Annotated in this window: 13 protein-coding genes; 4 read left to right on the forward strand and 9 right to left on the reverse strand. The window is 51.8% G+C overall.

Annotation, left to right across the window (positions count from 1 at the left end):
- Nucleotides 1-134: 134 nt before the first annotated feature.
- Nucleotides 135-773, forward strand: a complete 639-nt coding sequence (locus LZ463_RS16900; RefSeq protein WP_241456979.1) for an NAD(P)-dependent oxidoreductase — start codon at nt 135-137, stop codon at nt 771-773.
- A gap of 214 nt (nt 774-987) precedes the next feature.
- Complete coding sequence (locus LZ463_RS16905) at nt 988-1,560, forward strand: hypothetical protein (protein ID WP_241456980.1); 573 nt, start codon at nt 988-990, stop codon at nt 1,558-1,560.
- Between the two features lie 125 nt (nt 1,561-1,685).
- Here the strand turns inward: LZ463_RS16905 and LZ463_RS16910 are convergent, their stop codons facing one another.
- From LZ463_RS16910 to LZ463_RS16930, 5 genes are all read right to left on the reverse strand, one after another.
- The gene (locus LZ463_RS16910) at nt 1,686-2,183 is read right to left on the reverse strand and encodes a lipocalin-like domain-containing protein (RefSeq protein ID WP_241456981.1); all 498 of its coding nucleotides are present in this window, start codon (nt 2,181-2,183) and stop codon (nt 1,686-1,688) included.
- 32 nt (nt 2,184-2,215) lie between these two features.
- A complete protein-coding gene (locus tag LZ463_RS29235) occupies nt 2,216-3,634 on the reverse strand; it encodes a PQQ-dependent sugar dehydrogenase (protein WP_241456982.1) in 1,419 nt (472 codons plus the stop codon).
- A gap of 116 nt (nt 3,635-3,750) precedes the next feature.
- Nucleotides 3,751-4,290, reverse strand: coding sequence for a manganese efflux pump MntP (locus LZ463_RS16920; protein ID WP_241456983.1), 540 nt, complete (start codon nt 4,288-4,290; stop codon nt 3,751-3,753).
- 10 nt (nt 4,291-4,300) lie between these two features.
- Entirely contained in the window at nt 4,301-5,980 is a 1,680-nt protein-coding gene (locus LZ463_RS16925) for an outer membrane protein assembly factor BamB family protein (protein ID WP_241456984.1), read from the reverse strand.
- A 15-nt stretch (nt 5,981-5,995) separates the two neighbouring features.
- Nucleotides 5,996-7,030 (reverse strand): ferritin-like domain-containing protein, encoded by a 1,035-nt coding sequence (locus LZ463_RS16930; protein ID WP_241456985.1) that lies wholly within the window; start codon nt 7,028-7,030, stop codon nt 5,996-5,998.
- A gap of 451 nt (nt 7,031-7,481) precedes the next feature.
- Between LZ463_RS16930 and LZ463_RS16935 the strand changes: the two genes are divergently transcribed.
- On the forward strand, nt 7,482-8,279 hold the full coding sequence (locus tag LZ463_RS16935; RefSeq protein WP_241456986.1) for a MipA/OmpV family protein: 798 nt from the start codon (nt 7,482-7,484) through the stop codon (nt 8,277-8,279).
- Nucleotides 8,280-8,345: 66 nt separating this feature from the next.
- Here the strand turns inward: LZ463_RS16935 and LZ463_RS16940 are convergent, their stop codons facing one another.
- The 4 genes from LZ463_RS16940 to LZ463_RS16955 all read right to left on the reverse strand — a co-directional run bounded on the left by LZ463_RS16940 (nt 8,346) and on the right by LZ463_RS16955 (nt 11,551).
- Nucleotides 8,346-9,287, reverse strand: a complete 942-nt coding sequence (locus LZ463_RS16940; protein WP_241457062.1) for a DMT family transporter — start codon at nt 9,285-9,287, stop codon at nt 8,346-8,348.
- Nucleotides 9,288-9,418: 131 nt separating this feature from the next.
- Entirely contained in the window at nt 9,419-10,243 is an 825-nt protein-coding gene (locus LZ463_RS16945) for an AraC family transcriptional regulator (protein WP_241457063.1), read from the reverse strand.
- A gap of 80 nt (nt 10,244-10,323) precedes the next feature.
- Nucleotides 10,324-10,758 carry a ribonuclease HI gene (rnhA, locus tag LZ463_RS16950; RefSeq protein ID WP_241456987.1) on the reverse strand — a complete coding sequence of 145 codons (435 nt, stop codon included), beginning with the start codon at nt 10,756-10,758 and terminating at the stop codon, nt 10,324-10,326.
- Nucleotides 10,751-11,551 (reverse strand): class I SAM-dependent methyltransferase, encoded by an 801-nt coding sequence (locus LZ463_RS16955; RefSeq protein WP_241456988.1) that lies wholly within the window; start codon nt 11,549-11,551, stop codon nt 10,751-10,753. The genes rnhA and LZ463_RS16955 overlap by 8 nt, the downstream gene beginning before the upstream one ends.
- 20 nt (nt 11,552-11,571) lie before the next feature.
- Here LZ463_RS16955 and gloB point away from each other — a divergent pair, with 20 nt between their 5' ends.
- Nucleotides 11,572-12,345: a hydroxyacylglutathione hydrolase gene (gloB, locus tag LZ463_RS16960; protein WP_241456989.1), complete on the forward strand. Its 774-nt coding sequence runs from the start codon at nt 11,572-11,574 to the stop codon at nt 12,343-12,345.
- Nucleotides 12,346-12,359: the final 14 nt, after the last annotated feature.

Here is a 12,359-nt window from a genome sequence, read left to right on the forward strand (position 1 = left end):
TCCGCCATGAAATTGTCTGACAAAGTAAATTGATAAGAATTTTAAAACAATGATTTATCAATTGTCACATTTATCTATCCAATCATCCATGCGAAACTGTGCACCAGTTCATCACATGATTCAAGGAGAATTTCATGCATATCGCTCTCATCGGCGCAACAGGCTTTATAGGTTCGGCAATTCTACGAGAGGCTTTGTCACGTCAGCATCAGGTAACGGCACTAGTTGCCCATCCTGAAAAACTGACCGCGTCCGACAGATTGACCGTACTGGGTACGGACGTGCAAAACCTTGACGCCCTGACTCGACAATTGCAAGGCTTTGATGCCGTCATCACTGCCTTCAGCGGTCACGCCAACAGCGACACACTGGGTTATTATGTCAGTGGCATCAAGAACATCATACAGGCAGCAAAAAATGCACAGGCAAAACGCTTGCTGGTGGTCGGTGGTGCGGGTTCGCTGGAAGTCGCGCCTGGCGTGCAGGTGCTGGATACACCCGGTTTCCCTGAGGCCTACCGTGCCTCGGCCGAAGGCGCCCGCACAGCCCTGCAATTGCTGCGTGAAGAAAACGACCTGGACTGGACCATGCTCAGCCCGTCTGCCATGATCGCCCCTGGTCAGCGCACCGCACAATTCCGTCTTGGCAAAGACAGTCTGCTGGTAGCAGCTGATGGCAATAGCCATATTTCGGTTGAGGACTACGCTGTTGCCATGATCAATGAGCTGGAAAGCCCGGCACATCAAAAACAACGTTTTACCGTAGGTTATTGATACGCGAACCGGGTCGTTCAAACTATCGGCCCGGCTTCATACCAATGTCGACAGATATTGGCAAGCAATTAGCTCATTCATCGTGATAATTTTTTCGTTTTCGCACAACATACTTAAGTCTGTCACTTCAGCCAACAGGGTTTGCTTGTGATACTGTCGCGTGTCCGTTGTTACGGAAATCACCCTACACTTGAACAAATCCAAGGACACCTGCATGAGCGCACTCGTTATCAAAGAATGGAAAGTCAGCAATAAAGCGGTAGACGACAAAAACAATTTCATCAGTATCACTGGGCGCCAAAGCGGTTTGCTTGCCTGGCTGCTGTCTTTATTAGGTGTTGATCCGACGACCAAAATCATGGTTGGCCTGGATCGCGTCGAGTTCACGTCCAATTCCCTGGCAGGTACCGAATCGCGCATGATACCGCTGCAAGGGATATGCTCAAGCTACTACGGTTATCACAAGCCCTGGAAACAGGCTGCATCTTTTTTTGCCATCGCCTTTTTTATCGCTTCAGGACTGATCAGAGACGGCGGCTTGGTAACTGGCGGGCTAGTCGTTCTTGGCATTGGAGCCATTATCAGCCTGGTCTATTACTTCCTGAACCGTACCCTGACCCTGGGTTTTGTCGAAAATAGCGGCGTCATCAACGGCATACGATTCAAGCGCTCTGTCATAGAGAATATCGACGTCAATGAAGAGCAGGCAAAGTCTGCCTGTGTGATCATACAAAAACTGATCGAGGCCAAAGAAAAACGCGCCATGCCAAAGGTGTCGGAAGCATAGAGTAAGCCTGGCATGTGATTACGTGCGTACGCGGGCAGGCAGATTACCTGCCCCTGATTTCTGTTCACATACCGGGCTCAACGATGAGCAAGCGCAGCCGGGTTTGACAGGCTGCGCAAGATACTTCAGCTAAGCCGTTTCAATCGCCTTAGATATTGCCCGGGCGTGCCGACGTTCAAATAATCTTTTCCATCAAATACAAAACTGCGCTTTTGCACAGTTGCCGTGTAGGCACGCATGACATCAGCGAAGACATTCATGACGATGGTGCCACCTGCATGTGGATGTTTATCATCCATTTCTACCGTATAAGTACCAAAATAGGCATAGGGGCTGGCAGTAGCAAAGCTGTCTATCAACAGCGAGTGCGGCACTTCCCAGGGTTTTTGCGGCGTCAGCCAGGATGGTTGCGCTGCTCCGCTAAAAGGGTCTGACGGGATCACCAATGGCGGGTTCTGTGAAATCATCAGGCTGAAATGACCGCTCTTGTCGTACACCCAATAGCCAGCCGAAGGATTTCCCCAGGGGTAGGTTTTCTTGGACGGGTCATTGGGGTCGTCGCCGATATCCCAGGCTTCCACCATCTCCCAGGTACCAATCAGGGTTTGTGCATTGAGACTCATATCAACTCACTTTCTACAGTCAACAAGGGTGATTATCTGGGGTAACCCTGCTTCATCCAGTCCTGGAACATTGTTATCTGTGCACTGGTCAGCGGCGGATAAGGGGATGGAGGCATCCCCCCGCCATCAATCTGGCTCAGGATCATGTCAGCATTGATCCTGACATCGTCATACTTGCACAGGTCGAGCCGCCACATCATAGAGGCGCGGAACTGGTTGAACAGCGGTGCAATATCTTTTTCAAATGAAACCGGGCTCATGATTTTTAGCTCCAAATAATCAGCAGGTATTTTCCAGACACCGCCACTACGGGCGCGGGCGACAATATCTTTCTTGGCAGTGAATTCAAAGTCACCAAAATCGACGACATAGACAAACTCCCCGTCTGGCGAAAAAGCGATATCAATGGGCCTGTGCCAGGGGAAAACCGGCAATTGATGCAAGCTCCAGTCACTGGTATCTACCCGCACCAGATTACGCCCCACCGGGGGACCAGGTGGCCCGGTCATGGGTCGTTCGTCACCAAACTGGGCCACAATCAGGTCGCCAGCCCGTTCAAACCTCGCAGGCACCTGCACCATCTTGACGGCACAGGCATTTACGTCAAAGGCCAGCAAGGGCTTTTCTACAGCAGGCAAGTCCGCATGATTTGCCAGGATGAATTCTTGTGCCACACCTTGCGGGCTGCGATAGACAGGCGCATTGATCGGTTTGCCACCGAGATAGTCAGGCCAGCCGTACCATGCCCCGGGCTTGATTTCGAATAAAAAATCCGGGCAATTCCAGACTGGCCGCACGCCGCGCACATCCGTCCCCTGCTCGGTCGCAATCAATCTGCCATCTGGCAGGAACAGCAAACCAAAGGCATTGCGTATGCCCCAGGCGACCAATTCCAATTCGCTGCCGTCAAGCTGGCAGCGCATGATGCAGGCGGTAGCCGGCGTTTGTCCGGCAAGACGTGTACCTGGCACATGCCTGTGGCCAAATGTGGCAAATGCCCCGGTCGAAATCTGCCTGCCTTCAGGATCGGTGACGGTGGCTGCATAATCACTTAGGGTGATGTCATATCCGGGTATGTCAGCTTCATGCCTGATTTCACGCAACCATGCAAGATCATGTGAATCGGCACCAATCACGCCGCTGTTGGTCATGGCTCCCTGGCCAAAATACATTTTATTGTCCGGGCCTATCGCCACCATATTGGTATGGTAGTTACCAAACCCGGGCAAATTATCAAGCAAGGTCTTGCATTCGCCGGTGGCGAGGTCGTAGCGACTAATGCGGCCTGGGAAGCCACCTTCGGAAATGATCAGGCCATGCTCATGCCAGACCAGGCCGTTGACGGGCTGACGAAGCTGGCTCAGTAGTTCCTGTACACTGCCATCTTCATTCACTTTCAATACACGACCACCTTTGGGGGCGTGATCAAAGGGTAAGCCGGTTTCGGCCACGTACACCGCTCCATCCGGCGCAATTGCAATACTGCTGGGAAAATTAAGATGATTAACGTAGGGGTGCATAATCTGTGATCAATGGGCTCGTTTGTCCTGGCTGCGTTTCATGAGGTTTAATCGACGAGCATCATGCGTACAGAGAAAAAGCACAGATAGAGCCCTGCCAGAACTTCCACGCGTCTTGGTAAAAAATGACGTATCCAGTTGGCAAAATACAAGCCAAAGCAAGCCATCGCTGCGCTGATAACACCAACCACTACCGCAGCCGCCAGTAAAGGCATTCCGGAAAAACTGACACCTGCACCAGCAACAACATTGTCCACACTCAAAGCAACTGGCAGGGCAAACAGAAATGCCTGACGATTGACAAAATCAGGCAGACCTTTGGTCGCGCTGCGATAAGCCAGATACAGCACAACCAGGCCACACATCAGCGTCAATGCGGGTGCCAGTGTATTCGCCATTGGACCTATCATGCTGATCAAGCCACGCCCCAGCATCAAGCCCAGCAAGGCTGCACCAAGTTCACAGATACAGAACGCCGTTGCCAGCAAATGCATGCGCCGACGCTCCATGGGCAGCAAGCCCAGTGATGACGATACCTGCAAATTATCCAGCCCAGCGGCAATACCAAATAAAATGACTTCTATCATGATGGCCTCTTTAGTCTTGTAAACCATAAATACGCAACACCCCACCCTGTTTGCCGAACACCAGTGCACCGGCAACCATATAGTTACCGGCGACGGCAGGTCCCAGGCAATACCCATAGCCTCCATTCATGCCGCCAGTCTGATCACCCAGTTGATCCTGCCACAGCATTTTTCCGGTGTAGGCATCAAAGGCATACACAGCAACTTTGGATGTGGAAAAAAACACCAGGTCATTGACAACAACCGGTGAGCTGAGACCCGATTCACCAGGAGTACGGTACATCGGTGGTTGTGATTCTATGTATAGCCTTGGGTTGCTGTCGTCCATGGCCCAGGCGTCTTCCAAGGTTTCCCAGTCCAGTGCACGCATGAAAGGCGTAGTGCGGTAATCAATACCGGCTTCTACATTGTGATAATTGTTGCCTCCTACACCGATAAACAGACGTCCCAGGTTCGTGTGCACGGCTGCCGTGCTATAGGTGCCGGAATAATTTTCCTGGTCCTCTTCATCAGATTCCTGATTCGGCACATAGGGGTCCATGCGCTGGTCATTCGGTGACACATGCGGGTCCACAGTCGGGATCTGGGTACCATCATTGTAGTAAGGCAGTAGCTGACGCCAGTTGAGCAATTCCAGCGTGGCTGCATCCAGCTGGAAAAAACCGCCATTCTTGCAACCGGCCGTAACAATACGGCGGCCGTTGATGGTCATCAAAGTTGGTGAACCGCCAAAGTCGACGTCTACATCAGTTGCACGGTAACTGCTTTCTGCCGGTGGCTGGAAGAAGCCACGGAAAGTCCCGCTTGATGCATCAAGCGCCAGGATGCCATTCGAAAAACCCTTGCTGGGCAAGGCGCTGTCGGGCACAGGATTACCGGTGGCGCAATACAGCCTGTCCAGCCTTTCGTCATAAGCAATTGATGACCAGACAGAGGCACCGCGTATGGCTGGATTGTTCGGGCCGATGGAATACATCGCCGGCAAAGTGCCAGATACAGATTCTGGCGGCAACACATTTGGCAGATTGGGGACTCCCTCTTCATACTGGCAGGTGCAATATATCCACTGTACCTGACCAGTCAGCGCATCCAGGGCATAGACAAAGCCAAAGCATCCGGGGTTTTCCCCCTCGCCCATGCCAACAAACACCAGTCCGTTATTGCCGTCACCAGGTGCAACCACAGGCGATGACCATCCGGCTGCCGGCACACCGGCATCCACATCACCAAGGTTTGTAGTCGGCTGGTTATAATCAGGGTCAGCATGGCGCAAATCCACCACCCAGTTCAGGCTCAGGTCCTGCGTACTGAGGCAATAGAACTTGCCATTGAAGGCGCTGAAATATATCTTGCCTTTCCAGACTGCCGGCGTGCAACCCATGCCCATGAAGCCATGGGTATCACCTTCCTTGGGGTCTATGGGCCATTCAAAGTGTGCAACGGTCTTGCCGCTGGCAAGCTCTATCTTCATGAACTTGCCGCCATTGGCGCCAGGCAGGTCATGATTATTTGCCAGTCCCACATACAGATAGCCGTCGACAATCGCCGGTACTGACAAGACAGGTCCGGGAATTTTCAGATCATGTAATAATTTAAAATGCTTCAAGCTCTCACGGTTAATATCGCTGCCCAGGACTTCGCCAGTATGGGCAGCGTCACCATGAAACATCCACCAGTTAGTTTGTGTCATCTGTCGTCTCCGGAATCAGGCAGGAATATAGTCAAAAGTCGGACCGGCAGTTTGACCGGGCACGACTTCCTGAGTCATCAGTAATTGCGCTTCTTCCCTGAGTGCCTGCATGGACAGCAAGGCCAGCGCCAGTTTGTCAGGTTCGCCATTGAACACGTCATGGAGTTTGCGCAACATGTCAGAATAGGTGCGGTTGAACGTCAGGTTCAGGTCAGCAATGCGCGGATTGTCTTTATAGTTCTTGTCATGCGGATTACTGATCACCGGATAAACACCAGCGGGATCAAATACGATGCGATGGCCCTCAAACACCCACGCCGGCTGCCCCGGAGCCGGGTCTGGGTTGGGTATCAATTTACGGCCATGATAAATCTCGGCATACTTGTAGTAATGGGCCAGTTCTTCTTCAGGATCAAGCGGGCTGGTGTCACTGCCCTCTCCCTGCGCTACGATCATATCTATAGCGGCCAATGCGCTCGCTTCATCAGTCACTGCCATGGTTTGCAACTCGGGAAAGCCTGTCACCAGTTGTTTTTCAGGATTTCCAGTAAAAATGTTCTGATGTGCGGACAAGGCCGAAATTTCAGCCTTGATGTGCTGATAAAACTCGCCGATGGTAATACCGTCCGGCGGTGGATCAGTGCCATCAACCGTGTGGACAGGTTCTTCAATTACCATGAATACATCCAGCAACAACTGCTTGGACAAGGCCGCCAGCGGCACGATCAGGCTGTTCTCGACACTGCCGGGCAAATGCCCTGGGTAATGCGGAATGAAGCGCGGATAGTCTATTTTGGGATGTCCACCGATGGCGTTGAGAACATTGCAGTCCAGCGACATATGCAACATCTCCTGTTTGACGATGGACTTGATCAGGTAGGCGATTTCCAGGTTCTGTCCAGTCTTGATGGAATACAGCGCATACAGATAAGGCGGAATGGTCGCATGCTCCAGTTCTATTGCCGTCTGCAGATTATGTTTGAGCAATTTCAGACGATTGTCAAAGCTGCTGTCTTGACAGTCTATCAATGCACGTTTTAGGCGAATCATGAATTCTCCTTACTGATCACTTGGGTGGGTATAACGATCAAAACCTGCCGTGATGCCTGCATATGACAAATCCAGGCAAGCTATCCTGAGTAAAACTGCTTGCTTGTCGTATTATTTTTATATCATCAATCACGCTTGCAAATTAAGCAAGTGCTTAACTTGCAGATAATACAAAATTTATCATTTTGTGATTTTTATACCAATACCTGATCGCAACTTCATCAGGATTCCCTGGCAGTCTGTTACCCAGTCCACACTACTGCCTCCGCAAAAAAAGAGCATAAGTACAGCATTTCAATACCTTTTGTGCAGGCAAGCAGGGCCTGCGATTTTCCATTGGCAATGTTTTTTCATCTTTGCGAGACTTCGCTCCGAGCTCTCCGCCGGAGAGTCATTGCACGGCAAATGTGCCGACAAGAACTCTTAGTTCAAAGCTGAATAAAGGATCACCATGAAACACATTTTTAAACTGACCGCCATCGCATTTTCCAGCTTGATGGCAATGTCGTTTTCTGCGCATGCACAAGACAAGCCAGCACAAGAACCTGAATCCACCGCAGTGATCGGCGCTGGCGTGTTTTACGGACCCGAGTACATCGGTGCGAAGAAAAACCGTTTTGGCCCCATCCTGTTTGGTGAGTACCAGAACAAGAACGGCTTTTTTGTCGGTGCTGGCCGCGGTATCGGTTTTGGTACCAAGGTTGAAGATTTTTCTGTCAGCGCCGCCGTAGGTTACAGGGCAGGACGTGAAGATTCCCGCACAAACTCATCGCTGTTCAGTTCGGATGACCTGAAAGGCATGGGTGATATCAAGGGCTCGGTCACAACCAACCTGCATCTTGGCAAAACCCTGGGCGCAGTCAATTTTACGGCTGACGCCAACCTGGCCTTGTCGCACCGTGAAAACGGCAATCTCTACAATTTCGGTGCATCGGCACCGGTCTTCCAGACTGCATCAGACAAAGTCGAAGTCGGTGGAACCCTGTCGTATGGCGACGCCAAATACAACCAGACTTACTTTGGTGTAACGGCCACACAAAGCGCAAATTCCGGCTACAAGGCCTACACTCCCAAAGCAGGTTTCACACAAGCCCTGGGAACGGTGGCCTGGACACATGTGATCGATAAAAACTGGTCAGTACGCACGGCAGCTGGCGTATCGCAAGTCATGGGTGACGCAGCAGACAGCCCCCTGACGAAAAAGAAAACCAACCCTATCCTGATGTCGACAGTCAATTACTCATTCTGATTCTTTAACGTCCAATAAAAACGGCCACTGCATCAGTGGCCGTTTTTATTCCATCAATCATGATCATCACGCAGGTCTATTGCGTAAAGCTGTAATGACACCTGTGATCAGCAGTGCTATACCCAGCAATATCATCGGTTCCGGCATACGACGATTCAATATGAAGGCATAGGCCAGCGCTGCCAAGGTTTCAAACACAATCAGTTGCCCGGCAAGATTAGTGGGCAGACGCTGGCTGGCCTGGTTCCAGCACAGGGTTCCCATCCAGGAAGCAAACAGACCGATGATCAGCATCAGTGTGATGAAATATTGCGGCCTGGGGCCAAATGGCATGGAGAAATCCTGCCCGGTCGCACTCATATAAATCCACAGGCTGATATAGCCAAGCAATGCCAGCGGCAATGTGGCAACACCCTGGGCTGTAGCCCAGACCCTGGGATTGCGGTCCGGATGATGACGCAGCCAGTCAGCATTGCGGAGCGGATACCAGGTCCAGCAGGCAACAGCCATCAGAGCAAACAGGGCGCCACCCACATAAGTCTGTACATCTGACTTGCTGGCACTTTGCAGTGCCGCCAGTTCAACGCTGTTAACACAGGCCACACCGGCAAAAATCATCAGCAAAGATGGCAACATACGTCGCCAGGCGATGCTGCCGTCCCGTGCAGCATTACGGTAATTGGCGCTGATGGCAATCACGACCGGCAAAGTACCGATCAGCATGGTAGGCAAAGGCGCGCCCGAGCGCTGTATGGCACTGGCCAGGCAGAGGTAGTACAGGATGTTGCCAATTGCCGCCAGCTTCAGTGCCTCCAGCCAGTCGGACTTGCTCAATAGACGCAATTGCCGCCTGTCCATCCAGGCGATAGGCAGTGTGATCAGACCGAATGCCAGATAACGGCCAAACGATTGCAAGGCAGCCGGATATTCAGGCAGCAACAAAGGTCCGATGAAGACCAGCCCCCACAGCAAACCTGCCACCATCGCATAAAGAACACCTGCACCCATGCCAACTCCCTTAAAAGAAGTCAGCATAAGTGAACCAGGGTCTGCGGTCTTGTACCAGATTGCGCTTATGCAGATTTAACTTTAACCAGCCTTGCTTAGTGCTTGCGCTTAGTCACAGTTACGCCCTCGATCTACGCCCTCATTTGCTGCTGATAGCGTGCGGGGGTCACGCCATAACGGCGCACAAATGCCTTGTTCAGATGTGATTGATCAGTCAAACCACTGGCCGCTGCCACCTGTGCTGGCGGCAAGCCCCTGGCCAGCAGGCATTTCGCATCAAACAGACGCAAGGCCATCAGCATCTGCTGCGGCGTTGCATGATATTGCGCCTTGAAACTGCGCAAGAAATGAAAAGGACTCAAACCGGCCAGTTGTGCCAGTTGCTCCAGACTGATGCGTTCTGCGAGGTTCGCACGCATATAATCAATCACCAGATCAAATCGCTGCCTGGCCACTGTTGGCGTGGTCTGCGTTGTGCTGGCATGTCGCTTGAATGCAGTCAGGATATCAAATAACAGACTGTCAAAAGCCAGCCTGTCAGTAGCCTGCCAAAGCTGCTCCAGCTGGACACTGAGTCTGCGTGCCGTGTCAACATCTTGAGCCACGGCTTCTTTGAACCACCAGCCACGCTCGCCAGTCACTTCCTCCACCACGACAGGGTCGATATAGATCATGCGGTAACGCCAGCCACGATCCGTCTCTGCCCTGCCTGTATGCAGCTCGTCAGGATTCATCATGACAATGGAGTCTTGCGGCGCCAGATGATCACTGCCAGCGTAGCGAAATCTTTCCACCCCGCTGGCAATCGCGCCCAGACCAAAGGCTTCATGAGTATGCGGCTCAAAAGCGTGGGCGACGATATGGGCACGGTACAACTCCAGTCCTGCGTGATGTGATACGCGCTTGAATTCGGCGCGGTCAGATGCATGTTCAAACTGCTCAGGCACACCCGGCATCGCCAGCGCGCTATCGTCGCCGTGCGGACTGTTGCCAGATATATCCAATTTGCACATGATGCTACATCTGCCTGTTCTATCTATAACACCGACTCAACACCGCGATTGGCCAGTTGATCAGCTCTTTCATTACCCGGATGCCCAGTATGGCCACGCACCCAGCGCCAGTCAATTTCATGTACATTGCGCGCTTCATCAAGCTGCTGCCACAGATCTACATTCTTGACCGGCGCCTTGGAGGCGGTCTTCCAGCCCTTGGCTTTCCAGCCCGTGATCCATTCAGTAATGCCTTTCAACACATACTGGCTATCGGTGTGCAGGGTGATCTGGCAAGGTCGCTTCAAAGCGCCCAGAGCCTGGATGACGGCCATCAACTCCATACGGTTGTTGGTCGTTTCTTTTTCGCCGCCAAACAATTCTTTTTCTTTATTGCCCGCTACCAGCAAAGCCCCCCAACCGCCCACACCAGGATTGCCCTTGCAGGCGCCATCCGTATAAATTTCTACTTTATCCATTTAATTCTTTTGATAGTAATTCTTGCGTCATTTCTTTTGACTTGTTTGCCACCGGCAGGACATGTGCACTGGGAACAAGCTTCTGCTTCCATGCCGGACCGATCAAATGCATGCCTTTGACCCGCTTCACTGCCTGTAATATATATACGGCGCCCAAATAAGGCCACCAGCGCTGCCCGGCTTTTTCCATGAAGCGATAGCGTTGCAGCCATTTTTCTGATTTGAAGGGCGGTGCATAGCAACCAAAGTCACTGCTACCCACTTCCATATTCAATAATTTCAGCCAGTCCTTCAAGCGCGGATGGCTGATAAATTCACCCTCCAGCGGCAAAAAATAGTTCTTGCTCAAACGCCCTGCTGCCTGCCTTGCACCCCACAGACTGGCGCGGTTAAAGCCGGTGACAATAACCCTGCCTTCAGGGATCAGGACACGTTCGACCTCGCGCAATATCTGGTGCGGCTCGGCAGAAAACTCCAGGACATGTGGCAAGACTACCAGGTCTATGCTGTGCGCATCAAAAGGCAATTCTGCAAAATCATGTACGACCACGACCGGGCGTTTCTTATCACGCAATTTTTCGTCGGGCACACTGGAATTGGTGAGCCAGCGGTGCGGCATACGACTGGCAGCGAGCGCATCGATTTGTGGCAAACCTATTTGCAGGGCATTAAAACCAAAGATGTCGACAGTCAACTTGTCGAGCATGGCTTGCTCCCACTGGCGGATATAACAACCTGAGGGCTGCTCCAACCATGTCCCTAGGTCTATAATGTTTTTTTCCAAAGCATTCATGCCTGTCTATGAAGAATCCCTTGAGTATATTGACTGTACCAGCCTTTGACGACAATTATCTATGGATAATCCATGATGGCCGACATGCTGCCGTCGTCGATCCGGGTGATGCAATGCCAATTTTGCAAGAGTTGCAACGCCATCAGCTTATATTGTCTGCTATTTTACTCACACATCATCATGCAGATCATATTGGTGGCGTGGCGGCCTTGCTGGAACATGCGCCAGTACCGGTATTTGGACCCAGCAAAGACAAAATACGTTTCGTGACAGAAAAATTGCAGCAAGACCAGCTTATCACCGTGCCGGGCATAGAACTGAACTTGAAGGTACTTGACGTCCCAGGTCATACCCTTGGGCATATTGCCTATTTTGCGCCGCAACAGCACTGGTTGTTCTGTGGTGACACCCTGTTTGCCGCCGGCTGTGGTCGCCTGTTTGAAGGCACTCCGGCGCAGATGCTGCATTCACTCGATCAACTGGCAGCCTTACCTGACGATACTGCTGTGTATTGCGCCCATGAATATACGATGTCCAACCTGAAATTTGCCAGGGAAGTTGAACCCGGCAACCAGGATTTGCTGACCCGCATAGACAGGGAAAAACTCAAGCGTGAACAAGGCCTACCCACCGTACCCAGCCAGATAGGCCTGGAAAAACAGACCAACCCCTTCTTGCGTACCAGACAAGCCAGCGTCATCCACCGACTGCAGGCTGCCGGTAAAATCACGCTCCCCTCGGATGAAGTCAGTCATTTCGCCGCCCTGCGCGAATGGAAAAATCACTACGCCTGAACATAGTAAATAAA

Origin of the sequence: Undibacterium paludis, assembly GCF_022568815.1 — a bacterium.
GTDB lineage: Bacteria > Pseudomonadota > Gammaproteobacteria > Burkholderiales > Burkholderiaceae_D > Undibacterium.